27 protein-coding genes and 1 pseudogene are annotated in these 25689 nt (G+C 71.2%); 14 read left to right on the top strand and 14 right to left on the bottom strand.

All coding sequences use genetic code 11. From position 1 onward, the window contains the following. Positions 1–181: 181 nt before the first annotated feature. Both dusB and phoU read left to right on the top strand, forming a co-directional pair. Positions 182–1372 carry a tRNA dihydrouridine synthase DusB gene (dusB, locus tag BN39_RS09960; protein ID WP_019202252.1) on the top strand — a complete coding sequence of 397 codons (1191 nt, stop codon included), beginning with the start codon at positions 182–184 and terminating at the stop codon, positions 1370–1372. Between the two features lie 76 nt (positions 1373–1448). Then, a complete protein-coding gene (gene phoU / locus BN39_RS09955; protein ID WP_019202251.1) occupies positions 1449–2111 on the top strand; it encodes a phosphate signaling complex protein PhoU in 663 nt (220 codons plus the stop codon). A 73-nt stretch (positions 2112–2184) separates the two neighbouring features. Here phoU and BN39_RS22215 read toward each other — a convergent pair whose 3' ends face one another. The 7 genes from BN39_RS22215 to BN39_RS09920 form a co-directional block, all read right to left on the bottom strand. Further along, entirely contained in the window at positions 2185–3330 is a 1146-nt protein-coding gene (locus tag BN39_RS22215) for an FHA domain-containing protein (RefSeq protein ID WP_019202250.1), read from the bottom strand. A gap of 25 nt (positions 3331–3355) precedes the next feature. After that, entirely contained in the window at positions 3356–4132 is a 777-nt protein-coding gene (pstB, locus tag BN39_RS09945) for a phosphate ABC transporter ATP-binding protein PstB (protein ID WP_019202249.1), read from the bottom strand. A 29-nt stretch (positions 4133–4161) separates the two neighbouring features. Continuing rightward, complete coding sequence (gene pstA / locus BN39_RS09940; RefSeq protein ID WP_019202248.1) at positions 4162–5076, bottom strand: phosphate ABC transporter permease PstA; 915 nt, start codon at positions 5074–5076, stop codon at positions 4162–4164. Further along, positions 5073–6095, bottom strand: coding sequence for a phosphate ABC transporter permease subunit PstC (pstC, locus tag BN39_RS09935; protein WP_019202247.1), 1023 nt, complete (start codon positions 6093–6095; stop codon positions 5073–5075). Before pstC ends, pstA begins: the two co-directional genes overlap by 4 nt. A 115-nt stretch (positions 6096–6210) precedes the next feature. Beyond that, positions 6211–7329 carry a phosphate ABC transporter substrate-binding protein PstS gene (pstS, locus tag BN39_RS09930; protein ID WP_371190633.1) on the bottom strand — a complete coding sequence of 373 codons (1119 nt, stop codon included), beginning with the start codon at positions 7327–7329 and terminating at the stop codon, positions 6211–6213. Positions 7330–7464: 135 nt separating this feature from the next. Beyond that, positions 7465–8361 (bottom strand): mycothiol synthase, encoded by an 897-nt coding sequence (gene mshD / locus BN39_RS09925; RefSeq protein ID WP_019202245.1) that lies wholly within the window; start codon positions 8359–8361, stop codon positions 7465–7467. Between the two features lie 3 nt (positions 8362–8364). Further along, positions 8365–9099, bottom strand: coding sequence for a response regulator transcription factor (locus tag BN39_RS09920; RefSeq protein ID WP_019202244.1), 735 nt, complete (start codon positions 9097–9099; stop codon positions 8365–8367). A 57-nt stretch (positions 9100–9156) separates the two neighbouring features. Here BN39_RS09920 and BN39_RS09915 point away from each other — a divergent pair, with 57 nt between their 5' ends. From BN39_RS09915 to BN39_RS09905, 4 genes are all read left to right on the top strand, one after another. Further along, on the top strand, positions 9157–10020 hold the full coding sequence (locus tag BN39_RS09915) for an LmeA family phospholipid-binding protein (RefSeq protein ID WP_159103235.1): 864 nt from the start codon (positions 9157–9159) through the stop codon (positions 10018–10020). Between the two features lie 45 nt (positions 10021–10065). Beyond that, a complete protein-coding gene (locus BN39_RS24070) occupies positions 10066–10149 on the top strand; it encodes a putative leader peptide (RefSeq protein WP_371190632.1) in 84 nt (27 codons plus the stop codon). A 141-nt stretch (positions 10150–10290) separates the two neighbouring features. Further along, positions 10291–11124, top strand: a complete 834-nt coding sequence (locus tag BN39_RS09910) for a sulfurtransferase (protein ID WP_019202242.1) — start codon at positions 10291–10293, stop codon at positions 11122–11124. A 5-nt stretch (positions 11125–11129) separates the two neighbouring features. Next, a complete protein-coding gene (locus BN39_RS09905; protein WP_019202241.1) occupies positions 11130–11435 on the top strand; it encodes a DUF1416 domain-containing protein in 306 nt (101 codons plus the stop codon). 79 nt (positions 11436–11514) lie between these two features. Here BN39_RS09905 and BN39_RS09900 read toward each other — a convergent pair whose 3' ends face one another. Next, positions 11515–12162 carry a TetR/AcrR family transcriptional regulator gene (locus tag BN39_RS09900; RefSeq protein WP_237741639.1) on the bottom strand — a complete coding sequence of 216 codons (648 nt, stop codon included), beginning with the start codon at positions 12160–12162 and terminating at the stop codon, positions 11515–11517. A gap of 200 nt (positions 12163–12362) precedes the next feature. On the opposite strand from BN39_RS09900, the gene BN39_RS09895 reads away from it, so the two are divergent. The 4 genes from BN39_RS09895 to BN39_RS09880 all read left to right on the top strand — a co-directional run bounded on the left by BN39_RS09895 (position 12363) and on the right by BN39_RS09880 (position 16980). Then, a complete protein-coding gene (locus BN39_RS09895) occupies positions 12363–13151 on the top strand; it encodes an SDR family NAD(P)-dependent oxidoreductase (protein WP_040767288.1) in 789 nt (262 codons plus the stop codon). 34 nt (positions 13152–13185) lie between these two features. Beyond that, entirely contained in the window at positions 13186–14313 is a 1128-nt protein-coding gene (locus BN39_RS09890; protein ID WP_040766132.1) for a DUF5938 domain-containing protein, read from the top strand. After that, positions 14310–15809, top strand: coding sequence for a class I adenylate-forming enzyme family protein (locus tag BN39_RS09885; protein WP_019202237.1), 1500 nt, complete (start codon positions 14310–14312; stop codon positions 15807–15809). Before BN39_RS09890 ends, BN39_RS09885 begins: the two co-directional genes overlap by 4 nt. 124 nt (positions 15810–15933) lie before the next feature. Then, entirely contained in the window at positions 15934–16980 is a 1047-nt protein-coding gene (locus tag BN39_RS09880; protein ID WP_019202236.1) for an alpha/beta fold hydrolase, read from the top strand. A 79-nt stretch (positions 16981–17059) separates the two neighbouring features. On the opposite strand, the gene BN39_RS09875 is transcribed toward BN39_RS09880, so the two are convergent. From BN39_RS09875 to BN39_RS09855, 5 genes are all read right to left on the bottom strand, one after another. Continuing rightward, positions 17060–17677, bottom strand: coding sequence for a nucleoside/nucleotide kinase family protein (locus BN39_RS09875; protein ID WP_019202235.1), 618 nt, complete (start codon positions 17675–17677; stop codon positions 17060–17062). Then, positions 17674–18525, bottom strand: coding sequence for a PfkB family carbohydrate kinase (locus BN39_RS09870; protein WP_019202234.1), 852 nt, complete (start codon positions 18523–18525; stop codon positions 17674–17676). Before BN39_RS09870 ends, BN39_RS09875 begins: the two co-directional genes overlap by 4 nt. Further along, positions 18515–19282, bottom strand: a complete 768-nt coding sequence (locus BN39_RS09865; RefSeq protein WP_040767286.1) for an ATP-binding cassette domain-containing protein — start codon at positions 19280–19282, stop codon at positions 18515–18517. Before BN39_RS09865 ends, BN39_RS09870 begins: the two co-directional genes overlap by 11 nt. A gap of 92 nt (positions 19283–19374) precedes the next feature. Next, entirely contained in the window at positions 19375–20364 is a 990-nt protein-coding gene (locus BN39_RS09860) for an ABC transporter permease (RefSeq protein ID WP_019202232.1), read from the bottom strand. Beyond that, positions 20331–21341, bottom strand: a complete 1011-nt coding sequence (locus BN39_RS09855; RefSeq protein WP_019202231.1) for a substrate-binding domain-containing protein — start codon at positions 21339–21341, stop codon at positions 20331–20333. Before BN39_RS09855 ends, BN39_RS09860 begins: the two co-directional genes overlap by 34 nt. Before the next feature lie 138 nt (positions 21342–21479). Here BN39_RS09855 and BN39_RS09850 point away from each other — a divergent pair, with 138 nt between their 5' ends. Both BN39_RS09850 and BN39_RS09840 read left to right on the top strand, forming a co-directional pair. After that, positions 21480–22499, top strand: coding sequence for a LacI family DNA-binding transcriptional regulator (locus tag BN39_RS09850; protein ID WP_040766131.1), 1020 nt, complete (start codon positions 21480–21482; stop codon positions 22497–22499). 117 nt (positions 22500–22616) lie between these two features. Then, positions 22617–23267: an FABP family protein gene (locus tag BN39_RS09840; RefSeq protein ID WP_019202228.1), complete on the top strand. Its 651-nt coding sequence runs from the start codon at positions 22617–22619 to the stop codon at positions 23265–23267. On the opposite strand, the gene BN39_RS09835 is transcribed toward BN39_RS09840, so the two are convergent. Next, a complete protein-coding gene (locus BN39_RS09835) occupies positions 23255–23908 on the bottom strand; it encodes a TetR/AcrR family transcriptional regulator (protein WP_019202227.1) in 654 nt (217 codons plus the stop codon). The genes BN39_RS09840 and BN39_RS09835 overlap by 13 nt on opposite strands. Positions 23909–23997: 89 nt before the next feature. On the opposite strand from BN39_RS09835, the gene BN39_RS09830 reads away from it, so the two are divergent. After that, positions 23998–24903, top strand: coding sequence for an ABC transporter ATP-binding protein (locus BN39_RS09830; protein WP_040766127.1), 906 nt, complete (start codon positions 23998–24000; stop codon positions 24901–24903). Then, a pseudogene (locus BN39_RS23460) lies at positions 24900–25689 on the top strand (hypothetical protein); the annotation flags it as partial. The gene BN39_RS09830 and the pseudogene BN39_RS23460, both read left to right, overlap by 4 nt.

Raw genomic sequence — 25689 nt, 5'->3', positions numbered from 1 at the left:
TTCGCTGGCCCGCGAGGCCGCCAAGCGCGAGAAGGCCGGCCTGGCCGTCTAGCACCGACTACGCACCGAACCCGCCGCGCCTCTCCGGGCACGGCGGGTTCCGTCGTTCCGGGGCGTACGCGGTTTGCAGTACCCCTCCGGCGCCAGCGATCATGGGACGACCGACCACGGGAGACATCTGATGACCACAGCCGCGACGCAGCCGAAGCTGCGCATCGGACGGTTCGAGCTCGACTCCCCCGTCGTGCTCGCGCCGATGGCCGGCGTCACCAACGTGGCCTTCCGCAGCCTCTGCCGCGAGCTGGAACGCGCACGCACCGGCACCGTCGCCGGGCTGTACGTGTGCGAGATGGTCACCGCGCGCGCCCTCGTCGAACGGCATCCGGTCACCATGCACATGACCACGTTCGCGCCCGACGAGGACCCGCGCAGCCTGCAGCTGTACACCGTGGACGCCAGATGGACCTACGAGGCGGCACGGATGATCGGCGAGGAGGGCCTCGCGGATCACCTGGACATGAACTTCGGCTGCCCCGTCCCCAAGGTCACCCGCCGCGGCGGCGGCTCCGCGCTGCCCTACAAGCGGAACCTGTTCGCGAGCATCGTCGACGCCGCCGTCCGCGGCGTGGCCGATGCGGGCCGCACCGACATCCCCGTCACCGTGAAGTTCCGCGTGGGCATCGACGACGAGCACCACACCCACCTCGACGCGGGCCGGATCGCCGCCGACCAGGGCGCGGTCGCCGTCGCCCTGCACGCCCGCACCGCTGCGCAGCGCTACTCCGGCCAGGCCGACTGGGACGAGATCACCCGGCTCAAGGAGCACGTGCACCACCACGTCGGCGACGCGGTGCCGGTCCTGGGCAACGGCGACATCTTCGCCGCCGAGGACGCAGTCACCATGATGGAGCGCACCGGCTGCGACGGCGTCGTCGTGGGCCGCGGCTGCCTCGGCCGGCCCTGGCTGTTCTCCGAGCTCTCGGCGGTCCTCAACGGCACCCCGATGCCGACGCCGCCGCACCTCGGCGAGGTCACCGACATCATGTACCGGCACGGCGAGCTGCTGGCCGCGCACCACGGCGAGGACAAGGGCATGCGGGAGATCCGCAAGCACGTCGCCTGGTACCTGCGCGGCTTCCCCGCGGGCGGCGAGCTGCGGACCCGGCTGGCCACGGTGAAGACCCTCCCCGACCTGCGTGCCCTGCTCGACACCCTGGACCCGACCGTCCCCTTCCCCGAGGACGCGGAGGGCCCGCGCGGCCGCCAGGGCTCCCCCGGCAAAGTGGTGCTCCCCGACGGCTGGCTCGACGACCCGTGGGAATCGGACGCCGCCGCCATGCCCGGCGCCGAGACCGAGAACAGCGGCGGCTGAGCGAACCGTTCCATCGTTAACCTCACGTTCAACTCGTGGATGTGACCGGTCACTCAGGGTGGCTATACTCCGGCCCATGCGTACCGCGTACATCCAGCAGATGGCTGCCTTCAACGACATCCTCGGCACCATCTGCGATAAATCGGGCATCGCGATGGAGAAGGCCACCAATGCGTTGCTGCAGGCCGACCTCGCCCTCGCCGAAGAGGTCATCACCGAACACGACGAGATCGTGCGGCTGAGCAGGCAGGCCGAGGAGGAGGCGTTCTCCCTGCTCGCGCTGCAGGCCCCCGTCGCCGGCGATCTGCGCGCGGTGGTCTCCGGCTTCCAGATCGTCGCCGATGTGGACCGGATGGGCGCCCTCGCGCTGCACGTCGCCAAGGTCACCCGTCGCCGGTTCCCCAACAAGACCCTCCCCGAGGAGGTCAACGGCTACTTCTCCGAGATGGGCCGGCTGGCCGTGGAGCTCGCCAACTCGGCCCGCGACGTGCTCGTCACGCAGGACCCGCAGCAGGCCGCGGAGATCGAGGAACAGGACGATGCGATGGACGACCTGCATCGCCACCTGTTCACCGTGCTGATGGATCGCGACTGGAAGCACGGCGTGGCCGCGGCCGTCGACGTGACGCTGCTGGGCCGCTACTACGAGCGCTTCGCCGACCACGCCGTGGAGATCGGCCGCCGGGTGATCTTCCAGGCCACCGGCAACGCCGATCCCACCGCCGACGTCACCCCCTGATCACCCCTCATCCGCACCGACGCCCCGGGTCCACCGCCCGGGGCGTCGCCCTTCCCGGGGGTCTCCGGCGCGATCAGGCCGTCGCCACGTCCTGCAGCTGCAGGATCCGCCCGCCCAGGTGGATGTCGGAGCCCGTCGCGAGCGGCACGGGCCTGCCCACGGGCAGTCGTAGCGGCGCCACCGCGCCGGGCGGCCGGACCCAGGTGCCGTTCGCCGAGCCCACGTCGACCGCGAGCAGCTGCCATCCGTCGATCCGGAGCTCCAGATGCGCGCGGGACAGCGCGCCCGTGCGGTCCTGCAGTACGACGGGGTGCAGGCGCCCGGCACCGTCGAACGACCGGCCGCCGCGCCGGGACACCTGGTCGACGGGGTCCCGCCCGATCAGCATGTCGTTCTCGACCACGAAGGCCGAGCCGTCGTCGGCCACGAGCAGCCCCAGCGGCGGGCGCGGCCCGGTCTCCAGCGGCGCGCGCCGGTCCACGAGAGCGCCGCACCGGGTGCAGTAGCCGGCGCGCGGGGCGTTGAGGTGACCGAAGGCGCACCGTCGGCCCTCCACGAGCGGGCCGGCGGCCGGCGCGGCGCCCTCGGCCGGGACCTCCACGTCGTACTCCGTGGCCGCGAACAGCGGGCTCGCACCCGTGGGCTCCTCGTTGGTGGGGGCGTCGGCCGCGAACACGTCGGTCTCGACCTCGCCCTGGGGCCGCAGCGAATCGTCCGACCAGAGCACGGCACCCGCGCCGGGGACGGAGCCGCGCAACAGGTGCAGCGCGGTGGGCCCGCACACGGGCCCGGGCGGGGGCGGCGGTCCGACGGTGACCGTCACGACCGCCCCGCGCGGGAGCGGCGCGACGCGCTCGACGAATTCGGCCTCGGCGCGCAGCACGAGCCGGGGCTCGGCGGCCGTCGCGGACTCGAAGACGGCGACGGTGAGCGCGCGGTCGGCGAGCGTGTCCGGCGCGCCCCGCAGCAGGGCGTGCACGCTCGATCCTGACCCGGTGACCACGGCGAACGGCGGGCCCGGGGCCGCCCGGAGCGCGGGCGCGGGATCGCCCTGCGCGGCGAGGGCCGTCGACAGGGCCGCGACCTCCGCCGAGGCGCCGACCGCCGGCGCGTCGACCACCAGGACCGCGCCGTGGGTGCGGGCGACCACGCGGTCGCCCGGGAGCACGGAGGTGTACTGGGCGCCCGTCTCGGCGGGCGCCTCCGCCTGGGACGTCACCGTACGAGAATACCGCCGCGCGGGATCAGCCGAACCGGCCGGAGATGTAGTCCTCGGTGGCCTGCTGGTCCGGGTTGGCGAACATCTTCTCGGTGGGATTGATCTCGATCAGCTTGCCCGGCTTGCCGGTGGCCTCGAGGTTGAAGAAGGCCGTCTGATCCGAGACGCGCGCCGCCTGCTGCATGTTGTGCGTGACGATGACGATCGTGTACTGCTGCTTGAGCTCGGCGATGAGGTCCTCGATCGCCAGCGTCGAGATCGGGTCCAGCGCCGAGCAGGGCTCGTCCATGAGCAGCACGTCGGGGCTGACGGCGATCGCGCGGGCGATGCACAGGCGCTGCTGCTGGCCGCCGGAGAGGCCGCCGCCCGGCTTGTTCAGCCGGTCCTTGACCTCCTCCCAGAGGTTCGCGCCGCGCAGCGAGGACTCGGTGATCTCGTCCAGCTTGGACTTGCTGCGCACGCCCTGCAGCTTGAGGCCCGCCACCACGTTGTCGCGGATCGACATGGTGGGGAACGGGTTCGCGCGCTGGAACACCATGCCGATGGTCTTGCGCACGCCCACCGGGTCCACGCCGGGGGCGTAGATGTCGGCACCGTCGAGGGTGATGTGCCCGTCGACGCGGGCGCCCGGGGTCACCTCGTGCATGCGGTTGATCGAGCGGAGCACCGTCGACTTGCCGCAGCCCGACGGCCCGATGAACGCGGTGACCGAGTTCGGCGGAACCGACAGGGTGACGTCGGCGACCGCGTGGAACGCGCCGTAGTAGATGTTCAGGTCCTTGATGTCCAGGCGCTTCGCCATGACAGTTCTCCTTGTTCCTTACCCGGAAATCACTTCGTCTTGGGGGCGAGCAGCCGGGACATCAGGGCCGCGAGGCCGCTGGCGATGCCCACCAGGATCACCAGCGTCAGGGCCGCGCCCCAGGCGCGGTACTCGCCGACGACACCCGGGTTGTTGCGGTACTGGTCGTAGATGAACAGCGGCAGCGAGGACATGTTGCCGTTGAACACGTCCATGTTGCGGCGGTCGCTCACGCCCACCAGGAGCAGCACGGGCGCGGTCTCGCCGACCACGCGGGCGATCGCCAGGAACACGCCGGAGACCATGCCGGACGCCGCGGTCGGGACCACGATCCGCACGATGGTCTTCCACTTCGGCACGCCCAGCGCGTAACTGGCCTCACGCAGCTCGGTGGGGACCAGCTTGAGCATCTCCTCGGTGGAGCGCACCACGACGGGCACCATGAGCAGGATCAGCGCGAGGCTCACCGCGAACGCGGACTGCGGCATGCCGAGCGTGGTGATCCAGATGCCGAAGACGAACAGGGTGGCCACGATCGACGGGATGCCGGCCAGCACGTCCACCATGAACGTGGTCACCTTGCCGAGGCGGGTGCCCTCGCCGTACTCGACGAGGTAGATGCCCACCATGACGCCGATCGGCACGGAGAACACGGTGGCGATGCCCGCCTGCACCAGCGTGCCGTACAGGGCGTGGCTGATGCCTCCCGCGTAGGAGTCGGGGGCCACGCGGACCATCGACTTGCTCCACCACTCGGGGTCGAGGATGGCGGGCAGGCCGTTGGCGACCACCATGTACAGCAGGGAGACCAGCGGGGCGAGGGCCAGCAGGAAGCAGGCCCCGAAGACGATCGCGGCCGCGTTGTTCTTGATCTTGCGCGACGTGGAGGTGTTGTGGAACACGGTGCCGCTCTTGGCGACCGAGTCCAGATCTGCGGCGGTCATCCGTTCACCCGTCCTCCGCCGATCCACCGGGCGATCGCGTTCACCACGAAGGTGAGCACGAACAGCACCAGGCCGGCGGCGATGTAGGCGCCGCGGGAGTCGACGTCGTCGAACTCGGGTGCGGCGGAAGCGATCTTCGATGCGAAGGTGTAGCCGCTGTCGAACAGCGACCAGATGGAGTTCTTGGTCGCGGCGTTGAGGATGATCAGCACCGCGATGGTCTCACCGAGCGCGCGGCCCAGGGCGAGCATCGATCCGGCGACGATGCCCGAGCGGCCGTACGGGAACACCGTGAGCCGGATGACCTCCCACTTGGTGGCGCCCAGGGCCAGCGCGGCCTCCTGATGCGCGACGGGGGTCTGCCGCAGCGCCTCACGCGTGATCGACGTGATGATCGGCAGGATCATGATGGCCAGCACCACGCCCGCGGTGAACACCGTGGCGCCCAGAGTGAGCTCCACGTTGCCGGACTTGAACAGCCAGACGAAGCCCAGGTTCGCGTTGAGCCACTGCTGCATCGGGACCAGGAACGGCGCCAGCACGAGGATGCCCCAGAGGCCGTAGATGATCGACGGGACCGCGGCCAGCAGGTCCACCACGGCGCTGAGCGGGCGGGAGAGCCGCTTGGGCACGTACTGCACCAGGAAGGTGGCGATGCCCACGGCGACCGGCACGGCGATGATGAGCGCCATCACCGACGACATCACGGTGATCTTGAGCAGTTCGAGGATGCCGAACCGCATGTCGTCCGGGTCGTTGGTCTTCCACTCCGAGCTGGTCAGGAAGTTCACCTGGTCCTTGGCGATGGACGGCATCGCCTGGATCACCAGCTGCAGGAAGATGAGCCCGATGATCGCGACGAGCACGATGCCGGAGGCGTAACTGGCCCACCGGAACGCCTTCTCCATCGGTCCGGCGGATCCGGCGAACGCGGGGGCGGCGCCGCCGCCCGCCGACTTCTCGCCCGACGGGGTCTCCTCGGTTTCGGCGTCGCTTCCCGTCGAATCCTCTATTGCCATGTGTCCCCGTTGTTCGGCCATCGTGCGGCTCTGTTCCCTTTCGTTCCGGCCGGCGCCGCGCGCAGCGGTGAGGCTGCGCGCGGCGCCCGTCGGAAGCCTTGTGATCGTCCCGCTGCTACTGGATCGAGTCGATCGACTGGTTCAGCGTGGCGCGGAACGACTCCGGGATGGGAGCGTAACCCTGATCGCCCAGCTGGTCCTGCGCCGGCTGGCTGGCCGCCACCTTGAGGAAGGTCTTCAGGCCCTTGGCCACCTCGGCGTCCTTGTACTTCGAGCACACGATCTCGTAGGTCGCGAGGACGATCGGGTAGGCACCGGCGGCCGACGGCTTGTAGAAGCCCTCGGTGTCGATGACCAGGTCCTTGCTGCCCGGCGTCTTGAACTTGGCGGTCTCGATGGTCTTGGCGACCGTCTCGGCGCTCAGCTTGACGGGGTCCGGGCCGGCCGAGGTGATGATGTTGGCGATCTGCAGCTTCTGCGCCTTGGCGAAGCTCCACTCGGTGTAGGTGACGGTGCCCGGGGCCTTGTTGACCGTGGCGGCGACCTGCGAGTTGCCGCTGGCGCCCTGGCCGACGCCGCCCTTGAACGCCTTGCCGCTCTTGTCCTTGCTCCACTCGGCGGGCGCGGCCGAACCGAGGTACTTCTGGAAGTTCTCGGTGGTGCCCGACTCGTCGGAGCGGAACACGACGGTGACCGGCAGGTCGGGGAGGGCGGTGCCGTTGTTCTCGGCGGCGATCTCCGGGGCGTTCCACTTGGTGATGGCGCCGGAGAAGATCTTGGCGAGGGTGGGCGCCGACAGGTTGACCTGCTGGTTGTCCGGCAGCTTGTAGGCCACGGCGATCGGGCCGAACACGAGCGGCAGGTTCAGCGCGGGGGCGCCGCACTGCTCCTCGGCCTTCTTGGCCTGGTCCTCCTTGAGCGGCGAGTCGGAGCCGCCGAAGTTGGTGATGCCGCTGGTGAACTCGGTGATGCCCTGGCCCGAGCCGCCGCCGGTGTAGTCCACGTTCGCGCCGTCGCAGTCCTCCGAGAAGGCGTTCTTGAACACCGTCATCGCGTTGGCCTGGGCGGTCGAGCCGCTGCCCTTGAGCTGCAGCTTGCCGTCGCACTGGACGCCCGAGCCGCCTGCGGCGCCGGAGCTGCCGGAGGCGCCGCTCGACTCCTCGCTCCCGCACGCGGAGAGCGACAGGGACAGGGCGGCGACCGTGGCCACGGCCACGATGGATCCACGCTTGATGTTCACCGAGATTCCTCCGGGTTGGATGTCGTGTGTACCCGCGGACGCGGGTGTCGCTCCCACAACGTAGGGAGGGCGGGTGTCCGACTCGGGTGTCCTCGGTGAACGCGGGGCAAACTCGCCCGGTCGAGTGGATTACCGTCGCGCGTACGCCACGTGTCGTTCGTTTTCCGTAAAATCTAGTCTGCGATAGGTGCCGAGGGCCGCGGCGTTGTCCCCCTCGACGTACAGCTCCACCTGATCGAGCCCGCGACCTGCGAGGTGGTGCAGGCCCGCGGCGGTGAGCAGGGTGCCCAGCCCGCGTCCCTGCCCCTCGGGGGCCACGGCCACCACGTACACCTCGCCGAGGCCCGTCGCGGGGTCGGCGACCTTCGTCCAGTGGAAGCCGAGCAGCCGGTCCCGCTCGTCGAACGCCAGGAACAGGCCCGCCGGGTCGAACCAGGGCGCGCCGGTCCGCTCGTCGACCTGCTCCCGGCCCCAGCCGCCCTGTTCGGGGTGCCACGCGAAGGCGGCGTTGTTCACCCGCAGGATCTGCTCGTCGTCCTCGGGGCCCGCGTAGGTGCGCACGGTGACGCCGTCCGGGGCCGACGGTGCGGGGGCCAGGCCCGCGAGGGACCGGCGCAGGTTGAGCAGGGTGCGCACGGCGGTGAGGCCGAGCGTCGACGCCGTGGCGCGGGCCGCGGGCAGGTCCCCGTGCGCCCACACGGTGCCGCCCTCCCCCGTCGCGTCCAGGGCCGCGGACACCAGGGCGGCGCCCAGGCCCCGTCGGCGCTCCGACGGTGCGACGACCACCTCGGCCGCGCCGGCGCCTCCCGCGGGCGGGACGACGATCCCGGCGTACCCCGCCGGGCCGGACTGCGCGCCGCTCCCCGCGCCGGGCGCGAGCACGTGCGGCCCGTCGCCGGAGACGCCGAGCAGGAACTGCTCCGAGAGGGGCGCGACGCCGTCGGCGCTCTCGGCGCCCGCCGCGAGCGCGTGCACCGCCGCCGGGTCGGCGATCGGTCCGCGCACCACCGTGAACTCGCGGTCCATCGCTCAGGCCTCCTCGAGATCCTCGTCCGTCGGCTCCATGTCCTCCACGGGCCGCTCGCCCTTGCCGCGCACCGGGCGCACGGCTTTGTACCCGACGTTACGCACCGTGCCGATCATGCCCTCGTGCTCGGCGCCCAGCTTCGCGCGCAGGCGCCGCACGTGCACGTCGACGGTGCGGGTGCCGCCGAAGAAGTCGTAGCCCCACACCTCCTGGAGCAGTTGGGCGCGGGTGAACACGCGGCCCACGTTCTGCGCCAAGAACTTCAGCAGCTCGAACTCCTTGTATGTGAGGTCGAGCGGCTTGCCGCGGAGCCGGGCCGTGTAGGTGCCCTCGTCGATGAGGAGCTCGCCCAGCGTGATCTTGTCGGCCACCTCGTCGGAGGCGCCGCCGGCCCGCCGGGCCACCACGAGCCGCAGGCGCGCGTCGATCTCCGCGGGGCCGATGGTGGGCAGCAGGAAGTCGTCGAGCCCCCAGTCCGCGTTGGCGGCCACCAGCCCGCCCTCCGTGAGCACGGCGACCACGGGGATCTGTCCGCCGCCCGTGGCGCCCAGCAGGCGGCACAGCCCGCGCGCGGCGACCAGGTCCGAGCGGGCGTCGACGAGGGCCACCTCGGCGGAACCCACCTCGAGCAGCGAGGAGACGTCGGCGGCCAGCGGGCGCACGGAATGCGCCAGCAGCGACAGCGACGGCAGCACCGCGTCCGGGTTCGGGTCGGACGTCAGCAGGACCAGATCCACGTGCCCTCCCCTTCTGTGCGGCGGCGTTCGATCACGACAACGGATGTCAGAATAGCCGTGACCAGGTCGTCGCGTGTCGCGGCGGACCGTCGACGAGGAGGGGTGCGGGTGGCGCAGGCGCAGGGAAGAACGTGGTTGCGATGGGGGCTGGCGGCGCTCGCGCTGCTGGTCGGCGCCGCATTCCTGGCCGAGCTGGGCACCGCGTCGACCGCCGAGTACCGGCTCTCGCGCGAACTCCGCGCGGCGGCGCACCTCGACACGGACCCCGAGGTGACCATCGGCGGCTTCCCGTACCTCACGTCGGGCGGGCGGCACCCGAAGGTGACGATCGCGGCGCCCGCGCAGACGGCCGACCGCAACGTGCGGATCGAGGCGGAGATGCGGGACGTGCGGTTCCCCGCGAGCCTGCTTCCGACCTTCGGCCCGGACACCCCCATCGGCGTCGGCCACATGGAGGCACGCGTCCGGCTGGACCAGAAGGCGGTGGGCCGGTACCTGGGCATCGTGGACCTTCAGGTGCACACCCCGGCCCCGAAGAAGGCGGGCGCGGGCAGCCCCGCCGACGGCTACGTGAAGTCGTCGACGGGGATCGTGCTCACGGGCACCGTCCCGCTGCCGGTCCCCGAGGATCCGCAGCGCACCGAATCGGTGTCCGTCGCGGCGGACTTCTCCGCGGCCGGCGACGCCATCGCGATTCGCGCCACCGGGATCTATACCGGCCCCGAGGAGCACGCGACCTCGGACCTGCGGCCCGGCGAGGACGCCAAGGCCCTCGCCGCGTTCACCCGCGTCCTGGAGCCGATGGCCCTGCCCTTCGGCATGAGGGCGACGGGGGCCCGCGGCGAGAACGCCGACGTGGTGCTGCTCGGCGAGGCCGACGACGTGACGATCACGCCGGGCACCTTCCACCGCCCCCTGTGACCGCCCCGTGTGACGCGGGGCGCGTTCGTTCGGTAATCTGGACCCATGCGCAACCGCTGTGAGCTGCTGCTCACCCGCCGTCTGGCGGTCGATCTGTGCCGTATGGCCGGTTGTCGCTGTCTGGGCTAGTCCCGCTCTCCCCCGGGCCGGGTGCTCGATCTCCGCATCGCGGTGCACCCATTTCCGCCCTCCCAGCGCATCCGCGCACCCTTCGAAGTAGCGATTTCGCTTCTCACTTCACGTCCATAGGAATCAACGAAAGGGATCCTCATGGCTCGCTCCGATGTCCTGGTCTCCGCAGACTGGGCTGAGCAGAATCTCGACACCCCGGGTGTCGTCCTCGTCGAGGTCGACGAAGACACCAGCGCCTACGACGACGGCCACATCGCCGGCGCCGTGAAGCTGGACTGGAAGAAGGACCTGCAGGACCAGGTGCGCCGCGACTTCGTGGACGCCGAGCAGTTCGGCAAGCTCCTGTCCGAGCGGGGCATCGGCAACGACGACACCGTGGTCCTCTACGGCGGCAACAACAACTGGTTCGCCGCCTACGCGTACTGGTACTTCAAGCTGTACGGCCACCAGGACGTCAAGCTCCTGGACGGCGGCCGCAAGAAGTGGGAGCTGGACGCCCGCCCGCTGTCGACCGACGCGGTCTCGCGCCCGGCCACCAGCTACACGGCGCAGGCCCCGAACAACGCCATCCGCGCGTTCCGCGACGAGGTCGTCGACGCGATCAACGTGAAGAACCTCGTGGACGTGCGTTCGCCCGACGAGTTCTCGGGCAAGATCCTGGCGCCGGCGCACCTCCCGCAGGAGCAGAGCCAGCGTCCGGGCCACATCCCCGGCGCGATCAACGTGCCGTGGAGCAAGGCCGCCAATGAGGACGGCACCTTCAAGTCCGACGACGACCTCGCCGCGCTGTACGCGGACGCGGGCCTCGACGGCCAGAAGGAGACCATCGCCTACTGCCGCATCGGTGAGCGTTCCTCGCACACCTGGTTCGTGCTGCAGGAGCTGCTGGGCCATCAGAATGTCAAGAACTACGACGGCAGCTGGACCGAATACGGTTCGCTGGTCGGCGTGCCCGTCGAGCTGGGAGCGTAATCAACATGTGTGGAGCACCGAAGCAGGGCCAGGTCCTGCCCGCAGGCGTCGACGTCGAGAAGGAGACGGTGCTGACCGGTTCCGTGCTCGACGGTTCCGGTAACCCCGTGGCGGGCGCGTTCGTGCGCCTGCTGGACGGCACCGGAGAGTTCACCGCCGAGGTCGTGGCCTCGGGCACCGGCGACTTCCGCTTCTTCGCGGCGCCGGGCACGTGGACGCTGCGCGCGCTGTCGTCCGTGGGCAACGGCGAGATCACCGTCTCGCCCGAGTCGAACGGCGTCTTCGACCAGGACATCACCGTCTCGAAGTAGGCGCATCACGCCGAGAGGCGCGCACCCCGCCGGGGTGCGCGCCTCTCGCGTTTCAGCGGGTGGCGTCCCGGCGCCGGCCTCAGTCCGGCCGGACCACCAACACTCCGAGGAGCGCGTGGACCTGCGCGGTGAGATCGGTCGCGGCGCGGTCGTCCCCCCGCACGCGCCGCCGCACCGCGCGCTCGAACGGGCCGTCGAGCGCCGCGTAGGTCCCGGCCGAATCGAGAAGCGGCACGGCACCCGCCAGTTCGGCGTATCTGGCCACGACCCTGCGGATCATGTCCTCGAGCTCCCCGTCGATCGCCCGGACGTCGTCGATGAGGGCGGTCTCGAACATGGCCTGGGAGCGCAGGTCGTACCAGAGCTTGTGCGTCGCCAGGTCGTGCTCCATCGTCGCGGCGAGCCGCTCCGCGAACCGGGTGCGGAGCGATTCGGCGTCGTCGTCGGCGCGCAGAACGTCGTCGTACGACGCGATGCACTCGCTCTTGTACAGGTGCACGCAGTGCGCGATGAGCTCGAGCCGGTCGGCGAAGTAGTAGTGCAGCACGCCGTGGCTGTACTCGGAGTTCGCGGCGATCTCGCGCAGGCTTGTGCGGGCGTAGCCGAGCTCGGAGAGCGTCCGCAGGGCGGCACGCGCCAGCTCGTCGCGTTTGGCCGCGACCTTGGTGGCGTGCTTGGTGGCGCCCACAGCGGCAGGGGCACTTCCCTGCGCGATCACGTCGGTCACCCCCGCGACTCCCTTCTCCGGGCCGACGGCGCGTCGGCATCGCCCCAGGATAGCCCGCGCGTCGCACGCCCGAGGGCAACCACCTCCGAATTCTCTTGACGAATGTCCAACATTTTTCTTGACAGTCGTATAGTTTTCTTCGTGTGACGGACGCCACACCGCGCCGCACGCATTCATCGACCTCGATCAAGGGAGAACTCGTGAGCGCATTCGATCTGACCGGCCGGCGGGCCCTGGTCACCGGCGGAGCCCAGGGGCTCGGCGAAGGTATGGCACGCGCGCTCGCCGCCGCGGGCGCGACGGTGATGATCGGCGACCTGCAGGCCGACCGGGCCGCAGCGGTCGCCGCCGAGATCGGCGGCGGCTCCGCCCACTTGGACGTCACCTCGGAGGACAGCTGGACCGCGGCGATCGACGCGACCGTCGCACACCTCGGCGGTCTCGACGTCGTCGTCAACAACGCGGGAGTCGAGATCACGGGCCTCCTCACCGAGATCTCCGTCGACGACGTCCGCCGCCAGTTGGACGTCAACGTCCTCGGCACCGCCCTCGGCCTCAAGCACGCACTCCGCGCGATGCGCCCCGGCGGCGCGGCGGGCGGCGGCGGCTCCGTGATCAACGTGGCCTCCGTCGCGGCGACCATCGCCTTCCCCGGCATCGCGATCTACTCCGCAACCAAGTCCGCCATCGACCGGATGACCCGCGTCGCCGCCATGGAATCCGGGAAGCTCGGCTACGACGTCCGCGTCAATTGCATCTACCCGGGGCTCGTCCCTACCGAGATGGGTGCGGGCCTGGCGAGCGACATGGCGGAGATCGGGCTCTTCGGCTCTCCCGAGGAGGCGGTGGAGGCCGTCGTGGGGCTCACCCCCAGCGGGCGGCTCGGCGAGGTCCGGGACATGGCCGACGCCGTCGTCTTCCTCGCCTCGGACGCGTCCCGATTCGTCAACGGGGCAGGGTTGCCCGTCGACGGCGGCATGGGCATGTAGCGGAACCCCCACCAGGACAGAAGGAGACAATCACATGAGCACAAAGCCGGTCGTGGTCTACGGCGCGTCGGGATACACGGGACGCCTGATCTGCGAGTACCTCCGCGAGTACAACGTCCCCTTCACCGCGGCGGGCCGCGACGAGGGGAAGCTCACCGATTCCATGGACTCCCACGTCGCGGGCATCGAGACCGCCGACTACGAGATCGTCACCGTCGATCACGACGTCGCCGCCCTCACCGAGTTGTTCCGCGGCAGCACCGTCGTGTTGAACACCGTGGGGCCGTTCGCCAAGCTCGGCGACGTGGTGGTGGAGGCGGCGCTCGCCGCCGGTGCCCACTACAGCGACACGACGGGCGAGCAGGACTGGATCATCCACCTCGACGAGGCCTTCCACGAGCGGTACGCCGCCGCGGGCCTGCTGTTGGCCCCGGGGATCGCGCAGATGTACACGACGGGCGAGATCGCTGCCCAGATCGCCCTGGAGACACCGGGACTCGACACCCTCGACATCGCCGTGTTCTGGGGCGGCAGCCCCACCATCGCGTCCACCCGCACCATTCTCGTCAACGCCGCCGGCGGCTCCGCGTTCTACCTCGAGCAGAATCAGTACATGCCGTTCGACCCGATGCAGGGTCTCGTCCCGCTCGTGGTTCCCGGGCAGCACGAGCTGGCGCAGTCGCTGCCGTGGGGAGGCACCTCGCACCCGGTGTGGTTCAAACGCGATCCGCGCGTGGCCAATTGCAAGGCCCAGGGCGGCGTGTTCAACGCGGCCCTGATGAACAACGTGCCGGTGATCGTGGCGGATGCTCTCGAGGCGACGAAGGACATGTCACCGGAGGACCGCGCCGACGCCCTCGACGCCGTTGCGGCGCAGGTGATGAATTCGATGCCGCCGCGCGAGAACCCGCGCGTGAACAAGTCGCTCGACTCGGTGCACGCCTCCGGCCCGTTGGGCCGCTCACACGTGGTGATCCACGGCAACAGCAACTACAAGCAGACGGGCCTGTTGCAGGCCTACGCCGCGTACTCGCTGCTGCAGCAGCCTCCGCGGCGCGTGGGCCTGGCATCGGGCTGTCAGGCGTTCGGGCACCGCGAACTCGAGGGCGTGCTGCGGACCTTCGGCCTCATCTCAGAACCTATCGTCACGGTGCACCGATGACGACGGCGCCACTCCCGGACGTCCCCGACCTGCCGGAATCCCGCGCGGCGCGCGCACCGTCGGACCCGGCCGTCGCCGACGACCGACTGGACCTGTCGAACGCCGAGTTCGCCGCGGCGGTCCGCACCGCGGCGACGCGGCTGGCGGAGTTCGGCGTCGATCGCGGCGACGTCGTGGGCCTGCTCCTGCCCAACAGGGTGGAGTTGGTGGTCGGGTTGTTCGCGGCCTGGCGCCTCGGTGCGGCGGTCACGCCGATCAATCCCGCCCTCGCGCCGCCCGAGATCACCTACCAGGCCGCCGATGCCGGCGCTCGGGTGCTGGTCACCGAGCCCGGCGCCACGACGCCCGACGGCGTCGCCACGCTCACCTGCGACGAGTTGCTCGCGGAAGCGGACGGTGATGCCGCCGATCCGGTGGGCGTCCCGCCGGGCGCGCTCGCGCTGCTCATCTACACGGCCGGAACGACGGGAGCCCCCAAGGGCGTGATGATCACCCACGGCAACATCGCGGCGATGACGGCGTCGTTCATCGCGCACTTCTCGTTCACCGACCGCGACCACAGCCTGCTGGTGCTGCCGTTGTTCCACGCCAACGGCGTGGTCCTCGGCACGCTCAGCCCGCTGCGGGCCGGCGGCCGCACGACGATCGTCGGCAGGTTCCGGCCGGACGAGTTCTTCCCGGCCGTGGAGCGGCACCGTCCCACCTACTTCTCCGCGGTACCCGCGATCTACGCGATGCTCACGGCGCTGCCCGGCGAGGTGACACCGGACACCTCCTCGCTGCGGTTCGGGATCTGCGGTGCCGCACCGATGCCGGTCGATCTCATCGAGCGGTTCGAGTCACGGTTCGGCGTGCCGATCGTCGAGGGCTACGGGCTGTCGGAGACCACGACGGCCTCGGCCGTCAACCCGCTCGACGGCCCGCGCAAGCCCGGCACCGTCGGGCCACCCCTCCCGGGCCAGCGGATCCGCATCGTCGACGGTGCGCTCCGCGACGTACCGCGCGGGGAGACGGGCGAGGTGCTCATCGCCGGCGACGTGGTGATGTCCGGGTACCTGGGCCGCCCCGATGCGACGGCCGAGACGATCGTGGACGGGTGGCTGCGCACCGGCGACGTCGGCCTGCTCGACGAGGACGGGTACCTCCGACTCGTGGACCGGCTGAAGGACATGGTGATCCGCGGCGGCGAGAACATCTACCCCAAGGAGATCGAGGCTCAGCTGTACCGGAACCCGCAGGTGTTCGAGGCGGCGGTGATCGGGCGCCCGCATGACGTGCTGGGCGAGGTGCCCGTGGCCTACGTGTCGCTGCGCGAGGGCGCCACGGTGACCACGGCGGGCCTCATCGACGCACTGCAGGGCGAGCTCGCGAGGGCCAAGGTCCCGGTCGACCTGATCCTGCTCGACGAGATCCCGAAGAACCCCGTCGGGAAGATCGACAAGCCGGCGCTCCGCCGGCGCGACCGCGAGGCGTCCCCCTCGATCGAAAACCTGTAGGGAGAGAAGAGCCCCGGGTCGGATTCCGCGTAACGGTGTCCGATCGGCGGCGGGAAGCCCTCTCCTGCCGTACGGTTCGAGTAAGCTTCCGGATGGAAGTTCTATGCCATGCCGAGGAGGCGCCGTGCCCGCTCCCACCGATGCCGAGTACTTCGAACTCGGTGACCTCACGCTCCAGTCCGGCCACACCCTGCGGGGAGCGCGCCTGGCCTACAAGACCTTCGGCACTCTCAACGCCGACAAGTCGAACGTGATCGTCTACCCCACCTGGTACTCCGGCTGGCACACCGACAACGAGTGGCTCATCGGCCCGGGCAGGACGCTCGATCCCGGCGAGTACTTCATCGTGATCCCGAACATGCTGGGCAACGGCCTGTCCACGTCCCCGTCGAACTCGGCCTCCCCGTACGATCACGCGCGGTTCCCGCTGGTCACGTTCTACGACCAGGTGCAGGCGCAGCACCGGCTGATCACGGAGAAGTGGGGCATCACGTCGATCGCGCTCGTCACGGGCTGGTCGATGGGCGCCGGCCAGACCTACCAATGGGCGGTGAGCCACCCGGAGATGGTGGAGCGCGCCGCCCCGTTCTGCGGCTCCAGCCGGACCGCGCCGCACAACCAGGTCTTCCTCGAGTCCCTCGAGACGGCGCTCACGGCCGACACCGCCTGGGCCGATGGGGATTACGACCCCGCGCGCCCGCCGATCAAGGGGCTGCGGGCCTTCGCCCGGGTCTACTCCGGCTGGGGCTTCTCGCAGGCCTTCTACTGGGACGAGACGTGGCGGGAGATGGGCTTCACCTCGCTCGACGATTTCCTCCACGGCTTCTGGGAGCAGTTCTTCCGCGACGGCCGCGACCCGAACAACCTGCTCGCGATGATCCGCACCTGGCACACCGGGGACGTGGGGAACACCCCGGGCTTCGGCGGCGACACCGAGGCCGCGCTCCGCTCGATCCGCTGCCCGCTGCTGGCGATGCCGGCGGAGAAGGACCTGTACTTCCCGCCCGAGGACGAGACCTGGGCGTCGCAGTTCATCGAGCGCGGCGAGGTGCGCGTGATCCCCGGCGTCTGGGGCCATTTCGCGGGCGGAGGGCAGAACCCGGTGGACACGGACTTCATCGACGCGGGGCTCCGCGAGTTGCTGGCGAGGCCGGGCCGTTCCCAGCTCTGACGCTCCTCCCCTCCGCTGCGTTCGCTCCCCACGGCCGGGAACGGGGGAGCGAACGCAGCGGAGGGGAACACGGCCGCGGTCACGCGAGGTCGACGATGCGGTCGGCCCGCGGGGCGGTGGCCTCGATGAGGCGGGCGTTGGTCTCGTCCGATCCGTCGGCGCGCAGGCGGGCCTCCTCCGCGGTGCGCCCGAACCGCATGTGGCGCTGCACGAGTCGCTCGCGCCGCAGCCCGGGATCGATCCGCAGGAACCACACCGCGTCGAACGCGGCGCGGGCACTCGGCCAGGGCTCCTCCCCCGCGAGCAGATAGTTCCCCTCGGTGACCACGAGCGGCACCGACGGGGGCACCTCGATCGCCCCGGCGATGCTCGCCTCCAGGCCGCGGTCGAACCGCGGGGCGTAGACGGTGCCGCCGCCCTCCCGGAGGCGGCGCAGCAGGTGGGCGTAGCCGGCACCGTCGAAGGTGTCGATCGCGCCCTTGCGCTCCCAGCTGCCGTGGGCGCGCAGCACCGCGTCGTCGAGATGGAAGCCGTCCATGGGCACCAGGACCGCGTCGCCGCCGAGGGCCTCGACGATCCGCTCCGCGAGCGTCGACTTGCCGGACGCCGGGGCGCCGGTGATGCCGAGGATCGCCCGGCCGGGGCGCGCCGCGAGCGCCCGGGCGGCGTCGACCAGGGCGTCGAAGGCGTCGGTCACCGCAGGCTCCTCACCGTGTCCAGCCACTCCCGCACGCCCGGGTAGCGGCACTTGTCCGAGGCGTGCGCCGCCGCGGCCGCCAGGGCTTCGGGGACGGGTGTCCCGGACGCGATCGCGTGCGCGAACGCGCCGTGCAGCACATCGCCGGCGCCGAGCGTATCGACCACGTCCACCCGCGGGATCTCGACGGTGCCCGCCACGCCGTCGGCGACGTACCGCAGGGGGCCGGCGCCGTCGGACACGGCGACGGTGCGCGGGCCCGAGACCGGTTCGGGTGCCTGGAAGTCGGCGGAACAGATCACGTGCGCCGCCCGCGGCAGCAGGTCGGCGAAGACGGGGCGCCAGCGGCCGGCGTCGATCACGGTGGGTACGCCGGCCGCGACGGCGGCGTCCATCGCGCCGCGGGCCGCGGCGGGCCCGTGCCCGTCGAGCAGCAGCACGTCGAAGCCGGCGGCGCCGACCGCGGGCGCGGCGTCCGGGTATCCGGTGCCGTCGTAGGAGACGATCTGCCGGTCGCCGGTGGGCGCGTGCACGGTGATCGAGGAGACGGGCGGCTCGAATCCGTTGTCCGCAAGGTCGATCAGCGTCACGCCGCATCGCGCGAGATCGTCCCGCACCAGCCGGCCCAGCGGACCGTCGCCGACGGGGGCGGCGAGCACCGCCCGGCCGCCGAGCGCGGCGAAGGTCGCGGCGGCGTTGAGCGCCGGTCCGCCGCCCGCGACGTCCTGCCGGGTCGCGGTGACCTTCGCGTTCGGCCTCGGCAGCTCCGCGACCCGCTGGATCACGTCGACGGTCGCGAGACCCACGAACAGGCCGGCGGGTGCCCCGGCGGAGGGATCACGGCCCACCCGCGGCCTCCAGATCGGTGGGCTCCAGCGCACCGGTCATGAGCGCGACGACGTCCGACATGGAGCGCTGCCGCGGATCCACCACGGCCGCACGGCGGCCCAGCCGGTGTACGTGGATGCGGTCCGCCACCTCGAACACGTGCGGCATGTCGTGGCTGATGAGGATCACGGGGGTGCCGCGGTCGCGGATCTGCCGGATCAGGTCGATCACCTGCCCGGACTCCCGCACCCCGAGGGCCGCGGTGGGCTCGTCCATGATGATCACCTTCTTGCCGAAGGCCGCCGCCCGCACCACCGCGACGCCCTGCCGCTGCCCGCCGGACAGGGTCTCCACGGCGCGGGTCGCGGACGGGATGCCGATCTTCAGATCCGCCAGGTGCGCCGCCGCCGAGTCCCGCATCGCCTTCCGGTCCAGTTGCCGGAACACCGATCCCAGCACTCCCGGTTTGCGCCGCTCGCGCCCGAGGTACACGTTGGCCGCGATGTCGAGCGCGGGGATCACCGCGAGGTCCTGGTAGACGGTCTCGATCCCCGCGTTGCGGGCGTCGAGGGTGCTCTTGAAGTGCACGGGCGCACCGTCGAGCCGGATCTCGCCCTCGGTGGGCACCAGCGCCCCCGAGAGCGCCTTGATGAGGCTCGACTTCCCGGCGCCGTTGTCGCCGATCACCGCGAGCACCTCGCCCGCGCGGAGCTCGAAATCGGCGCCCGCGATCGCCTCCACCTGGCCGTAACGCTTCACCAGGCCGGTGGCCTGCATCACCGGGACCGGCCGCGCCGCACCGGGACTCACCGGATCCGGGCTCGACGTGCCGGGACCGGTGGCGTCGTCGGGCTTCTCCTGCGGGTCGCTCATTGCAGCCTCCTCCGCGACAGCTGGTCCAGCGCCACGGCCGCGATCACGAGCACTCCGGTGGCGATGTTCTGGTAGAGGTTGTCGATCCCCACCAGGGTGAGGCCGTTGCGCAGCACCCCGACGATGAGCGCGCCGACCAGCGTCCCGAGCACCGAGCCGCGGCCGCCGAACAGGCTCGTCCCGCCGATCACGACGGCGGTGATGGTGTCGAGGTTGGCGGTCTGGAAGGCGTTGGGGTCCGCGGTCGGTATGCGCCCCAGGGCCGCCCACGCCGCGACGGCGGCGATGATCCCGGACACCAGGTACACCCCGAACACCGTCTTCGAGGTCTTGATGCCGGCCAGCGACGCGGAGACCGGATTGCCACCCACCGCGTACACGTGCCGCCCGGTGGCGGTGCGGTTGAGCACGTACCAGGCCGCGGCGTACACGCCGAGCAGCACCACCAGGCCCAGGGTGAGCGGGAACCCGAAGACCTTGAGCTCCTTGCCGAGCGCGGTCAGCGGACCGTCGGCCACCCGGTAGGTCTGCGATCCCGCGTAGAGCTGGGTGGCGGCGGCCACGATGGTGAACATGCCGAGCGTCACGATGAACGGCGGCAGTTTGAGCACCGTCACCAGGGCGCCGTTGAGTGCGCCGACGGCCACGCACACGACGAGCGCGATCACCATGGCGAGAACGGGGTCCGTTCCCGCCACCTTCGCCAGCACGACGGTGCCGAGGACGCATGTGGCGCCGATCGAGAGATCGATGCCCGCAGTGAGGATGATCAGCGACTGGGCGACGGCGAGGATCCCGATCACCATGGACTGCTGGAGGATCAGCGAGATGTTGTACCCCGTGGCGAACTGCGGCGTGAGGATGAAGAACACCACGCACGCCACGACGAGGGCGGCGAGCGGCCCCGCGAGCGGTTCTCGCAAGACGCCCGCGAGGGACGGCCGGGACAGGCTCACGCCTGGCCCCAGCAGTTCTGCGCGCCCCACGCGGTGTCCTTGGACTCGAGGCCGGCGATCGGCTTGTCCGTCACCAGCTGCGAGCCGGTGTTGTTGAAGCCGCTCGGCTTGGTGCCGTCCTTGCCGAACGCGACCACGGCGTCCACGCCCTGCTCGGCCATCTTCGCGGGGAACTGCAGCACGGTGGCGCCGATGACGCCCTTCTTCACGTTGTCCACACCGGTGCAGCTGCCGTCGATGGAGCCGATCGTGAGCTGGGCGGTCTTGCCGGCCTTCTTCGCCGCCTCGTAACCGCCGGCGGCCGCCGGCTCGTTGATCGTGTACAGCGCGTTGGCGTCCGGCACGCGCTGGAGCAGGTTCTCCATCGCGGTCTGTGCCTTGGTCTGGTCGCCGTTGGTGTTCTCCTTGCCGGCCACCTCGGGCGCGTTCTCCGCGAGGCCGATGCCCTCCAGGAAGCCCCGGTGCCGGAAGTCGGAGACGGTGCTGCCCGCGGTCCCGTCGAGCATGAGCAGCTTGGCGGGCCGACCGGCGAGCGCGCCCTTGACCCAGGCGCCCTGCAGCCGGCCGGCTTCCTGGTTGTCCGTGGCGAAGGTGGCGTCGACGGCGTCCGCCGGGTCCGTCGCGGTGTCCAGGGCGATGACCACGACGCCGGCGTCCCGGGCCTTCTTGATCGCGGCGAGGATGCCGGTGGACGAGTTGGGCGTGATGAGGATTCCCTTGGCGCCCTGGCTGACCAGGTTCTCGATCGCGGCCACCTGGCCCTCGTTGTCCCCGTCGAACTTGCCCGCGAGGGCCACCAGTTCCGCGCCCTGCTTGTCGGCCTGCGCCTTCGCGGCCTCGCGGATCTTCACGAAGAACGGGTTGGTGTCGGTCTTGGTGATGAGGCCGACCTTGACCCCGCCGCCGCCCGACGAGCCTCCGTCGCGATTGCAGGCGGCCACCGAGGTGAGGCCGACGGTGAGGGCGCAGCACACGGCCGCGACTCGGATGCTCTTGCGAGGGGACATGGGGACTCCGTTTCGACCCGAATCTGTGTCGTGCGTCACACGACGGTTCCGGTTCCGGACGCTATACCTCCTGACGAGAGGCGCGCAAGGGTTTGCGCAAACGCTTGCGCGTCGCAGGTCGTGGTGCACAATCGACCCATGGGGACCATGGCCGACGTCGCCGCTGCGGCGGGAGTGTCGATCAGTACGGTCTCGCACGTCGTCAACGAGACGCGGCGAGTCGATCCGCGCACGCGGGACGCCGTGCTCGCGGCGATCGCGTCCACCGGCTATCGGCGCAACGCGCTCGCCACCGCGCTGGCCACGTCGCGCTCGGGGGTCCTCGCGCTCAGCATCGCCGCCGGCCGCAACCCCTACTTCGGCCCGCTCATGCGGGCCGTCGAATCCCGCGCCTCAGAGCTGGGATACACGCTCATGATGGGCGATTCGCACGACGACACCGACACCGAGAAGGGCCTCGTCGGCTCGCTCCTGGACCGCCGGGTGGACGGCCTCATCATGGCGCCGGCGCCGCTCTCCGAGCGCGAGACGGTCCCGATGATCCGGTCCAGCGGCACCCCGCTCGTGCTCATCGACCGGCTGTCGGAGGCGGACGTCGACCAGGTGGCCTCCGAGGGCGCCGAGCCCGTCGCGCGGCTCACCGCCCACCTCGCCGACATCGGGCACGAGCGGATCGGCGTCCTCACCGGGCGGCCCGGCATCCAGTCCACCGCGGAGCGGATCGACGGGTTCACCGCCGCGATGGAGCGGGCCGGGCTGCGCGCCGCGCCCCGCCACGTGCGCTGCGGCGACTCCCGCGCCGACGAGGCCCGCGTCCAGACGCTGGCGATGTTCCGGGCGCGGGCGCCGCGGCCCACCGCCCTCGTCGCGCTCAACAACGAGATGACGGTGGGCGCGATGCGCGCCCTGCGAGAGCTCGACCTGCGGGTTCCGCACGACGTGGCGCTCGTGGCGTACGACGACTTCGAGTGGTCCGACCTGTTCTCCCCCGGTCTCACCGCGGCCGCGCAGGACGTCGAGACCATCGGCCGGCGCGCCGTCGACCTGCTCGTCGAACGGATCGACGGGTTCGACGGTGCGCGGCGCGTCGTCCGGGTGCCGACCACCTTCCATCACCGGGACTCGTGCGGTTGCGAGGGGCCGCGCGCCGGGGTCTAGTATCGAGCCATGGTCATCTTCTTCGAGATCCTGATGGCGGTGGCGTCGGTCGCGATCTTCGCGTTCGCCATCTTCGTGGTCTACCGCGTCCTGACCGACGGCCAGTAGGACCGCCTGGTGAGCGACGATCAGGTCACTCCCGAGTCCGACGCAGCGCAGGGGTCCGGCCAAGAGGCACTGGACGCCGCCATCGGGCGTGCCGAGACCACGTCCTCGCGGAACATCGCGAACCTCCCGGACCTCCCCCTCCCCGACGACACCGCGAACCTGCGGCAGGGCCCCGACCTGCACCAGGGCCTGCTCGGGCTGCTGCCGCTCGTGGGCGTGTGGCGCGGCGAGGGCGAGGGCCACGACGAGTCCGGCGACTACCGCTTCGGCCAACAGGCCGTCGTGAGCCACGACGGCCAGAACTACCTCTCCTGGGAGTCCCGCTCCTGGAAGCTCGGCGAGGACGGCGAGTACGTCGAACCCGACCTCCGCGAATCCGGTTTCTGGCGGATCGGCGAGGACGACGAGATCGAGTTCGTCCTCACGCACGCCAGCGGCATCGTCGAGCTGTACTACGGCAAGCCCGTCTCCCAGACCGCGTGGGAGCTGGCCTCCGACGTGGTGATCCGCTCGAAGACCTCCCCGCTGGTCGGCGCCTCGAAGCGCCTGTACGGCCTCGTCGAGCAGGGCGGCGCCCTCGCCTACGTCGAGGAGCGCGTGGACGCGGACGGCGAGCTCGTCCCGCGCCTGAGCGCGAAGCTCAACCGCTACGCCGGCTGATCCGGCGCCGCCGCCGGCGGCACGCCCAGGCTGCGGAGGGTGTCGAACGCCGACGTCAGGTGCGCGTGCCAGTCGTCTCCCCCGCCCGATTCGTACCAGTTCCGCAGCGCCGCGACGAGTGACCACAGGATGGCGTTCGCGATGACGCGCGCCTCCAGCGCGTCGTACCGCCCGCCCTGGACGACGGCCCCGGCCAGCACCTCGGTCGCCTCGTCGATCTGGAGGAACGCGGCGGCCCGCACCGACGGCTCGGTGAACCACAACCGCGCGCGGACGGCGGCGGTCTCGTCGAGCGCCTCCTTCGCGTCCCCCGACACCTGGAACACCGCGGACATCACCGCCTCCCACGGCGGAACACCCTGCGCTAGAAAGTAACCCATCGACGCGAGGGAACGCTCATCGAAGGCGTCGGTGAGCACCAGCCCCTCCTTGGTGCCGAAGTAGCGGTAGACGGTGCTCGGCGAGACGTCCGCCTCCGCGGCGATCTGCTCCACGCTGACGCCGTCGAATCCGCGCTCGTCGAACATGCGCAGCGCGACCCGCTGGATGTGCACCATCGCGGCCATCTTCTTACGCTCGCGCAGCGTCGGCGTGGGCACCCGCGGCGTCGCGTGCACCGTCGAACCCTCCGGTCCGTCCACTGGGGCCTCCCTCCTGCTCCGACACGATTCTGACAGTGACTCTCTGAAGCATCTTCCCATGGGGCCCCGAGCAACGTACAGTCACTGTCATGAGAAAGTCACTATCAGTTTCTGCGAGAGGGCTCCGCAAGTCCTTCGGCCGGGCCGTCGCCCTCGGCGGCCTCGACCTCGACGTCCGCGAGGGCGAGGTGCACGGCTTCCTCGGCCCGAACGGCGCCGGCAAGTCCACCACCATCCGCGCGCTGCTCGGCCAGCTCACCCTGGACGGCGGCGAGGCCCGCGTGTTCGGCCTGGACCCGCGGGCTGCCGCGTCGGAGGTGCACGACCGCCTCGCCTACGTGCCCGGCGACGTGTCGCTGTGGCCCGGCCTCAGCGGCGGCGAATGCATCGACATCCTCGGCGGGCTGCAGGGCCACCTCGACGAGCGCCGCCGGGACGAACTGATCGAGCGCTTCGAACTCGACCCCACGAAACGAGCCCGCACCTACTCCAAGGGCAACCGGCAGAAGGTCGCCCTCGTCGCGGCGCTGGCCTGCGACGCCGACCTCTACGTGCTCGACGAGCCGACCTCCGGCCTCGACCCGCTCATGGAGGCCCGCTTCCAGGCGGCCGTGCGCGAGCGCAACGACGAGGGCCGAACGGTGCTGCTGAGCAGCCACATCCTCGACGAGGTGGACGCGCTGTGCGACCGGGTGACGATCGTCCGGGCGGGGGCGACGGTGTCCACCGGCACGCTGTCGGAGCTCCGCGCCGGCACCCGGACCACCATCGAGGCCGTCACGCCCGCCACCCCGTCGGGCCTCGCCGGGCTCGCCGGCGTCGCGGACCTCGATTCGACGGTGACGCCGGGCGGCGTGCGCACCACGCTCACCGCCTCGCACGACGGGCTCGCGAAGGCCGTGGCCACCGTGGCCGCATCCGATCCCACCGAGCTGTCGGTGCACCCGCCCAGCCTGGAGCAGCTGTTCCTCACGCACTACGGGGAGGAACGATGACCGGGGTGCTCGCCCTGACCCGGCTGCGGCTGCGCACCGGCCGGGTGGGCCTGATCGGCGCGCCGCTGCTCATCGCGGCACTCGTCGCCGCCACCGCGGCGAGCATCGCCGGGCTGTACTCCGCTCCCGCGGACCGCGCCGGATACGCGGCCTCGATCGGCGACTCCGCGTCGGGCGCGGCACTCAACGGCCGCGGCTACGACCTCGACACCATCGGCGGGATCGCGGCGCTCGAGGTGGGCCTCCTGGGCCAGATCCTGGTGGCGGTCTGCGGGATCGCGCTCGCCGTCCGGCACACCCGCCGCGAGGAGGAGGGCGGCCTCACCGAGCTGATCACCGCCACCCGCATCGCCCCGCTCGCGCCGCTGTACTCCGCGTGCCTCGCGGTGGGCGGCGCGTGCGCAGCCACCGGGATCCTGTCGGGCCTGGCCGCCGGCACGGCGGGCGGGTACTCCGGCGGCGCCTGGTACGGCGCGGGCGTCGCCCTGCTCATGGCGGTGTTCGCCGGCGTGGGCCTGCTGGCCGGGCAGCTGGCCCAGTCGGCGCGCACGGCGTGGTCGATATCCCTCGCAGTCCTGTTGGCCTGCTTCCTGATTCGCGCCGTTGTCGACGGCCGGAAGCTGGCAGCGACGTGGCTGAGCCCACTGGGCTGGCCCGCCGAGATCCGCCCGTTCGGCGGTGATCCGCGGGCGCTGCCCGTGCTGGGCCTCGCCGCGCTCGCCGCGACTCTGACGGCGGCGGCGATCACGGTGGCGCGCCGCAGGGACCTCGGGGCGGGCGTCGTGG

The organism is Tsukamurella sp. 1534, assembly GCF_000312385.1.
In the GTDB taxonomy this organism is placed as follows: domain Bacteria; phylum Actinomycetota; class Actinomycetes; order Mycobacteriales; family Mycobacteriaceae; genus Tsukamurella.
Note: the sequence above shows the minus strand (reverse complement) of the source record. Positions and strands in the feature narration are given on the sequence as shown.

What these genes read in the sequence shown, in the direction of transcription:
- dusB (WP_019202252.1), top strand. Translation starts at nt 182, where the DNA reads ATGACCACAGCCGCGACGCAGCCGAAGCTGCGCATCGGACGGTTCGAG.
- phoU (WP_019202251.1), top strand. Translation starts at nt 1,449, where the DNA reads ATGCGTACCGCGTACATCCAGCAGATGGCTGCCTTCAACGACATCCTC.
- pstB (WP_019202249.1), bottom strand. Translation starts at nt 4,132, where the DNA reads ATGGCGAAGCGCCTGGACATCAAGGACCTGAACATCTACTACGGCGCG.
- pstA (WP_019202248.1), bottom strand. Translation starts at nt 5,076, where the DNA reads ATGACCGCCGCAGATCTGGACTCGGTCGCCAAGAGCGGCACCGTGTTC.
- pstC (WP_019202247.1), bottom strand. Translation starts at nt 6,095, where the DNA reads ATGGCAATAGAGGATTCGACGGGAAGCGACGCCGAAACCGAGGAGACC.
- mshD (WP_019202245.1), bottom strand. Translation starts at nt 8,361, where the DNA reads ATGGACCGCGAGTTCACGGTGGTGCGCGGACCGATCGCCGACCCGGCG.
- BN39_RS24070 (WP_371190632.1), top strand. Translation starts at nt 10,066, where the DNA reads ATGCGCAACCGCTGTGAGCTGCTGCTCACCCGCCGTCTGGCGGTCGAT.
- BN39_RS09910 (WP_019202242.1), top strand. Translation starts at nt 10,291, where the DNA reads ATGGCTCGCTCCGATGTCCTGGTCTCCGCAGACTGGGCTGAGCAGAAT.
- BN39_RS09905 (WP_019202241.1), top strand. Translation starts at nt 11,130, where the DNA reads ATGTGTGGAGCACCGAAGCAGGGCCAGGTCCTGCCCGCAGGCGTCGAC.
- BN39_RS09890 (WP_040766132.1), top strand. Translation starts at nt 13,186, where the DNA reads ATGAGCACAAAGCCGGTCGTGGTCTACGGCGCGTCGGGATACACGGGA.
- BN39_RS09885 (WP_019202237.1), top strand. Translation starts at nt 14,310, where the DNA reads ATGACGACGGCGCCACTCCCGGACGTCCCCGACCTGCCGGAATCCCGC.
- BN39_RS09865 (WP_040767286.1), bottom strand. Translation starts at nt 19,282, where the DNA reads ATGCAGGCCACCGGCCTGGTGAAGCGTTACGGCCAGGTGGAGGCGATC.
- BN39_RS09855 (WP_019202231.1), bottom strand. Translation starts at nt 21,341, where the DNA reads ATGTCCCCTCGCAAGAGCATCCGAGTCGCGGCCGTGTGCTGCGCCCTC.
- BN39_RS09850 (WP_040766131.1), top strand. Translation starts at nt 21,480, where the DNA reads ATGGGGACCATGGCCGACGTCGCCGCTGCGGCGGGAGTGTCGATCAGT.
- BN39_RS09830 (WP_040766127.1), top strand. Translation starts at nt 23,998, where the DNA reads ATGAGAAAGTCACTATCAGTTTCTGCGAGAGGGCTCCGCAAGTCCTTC.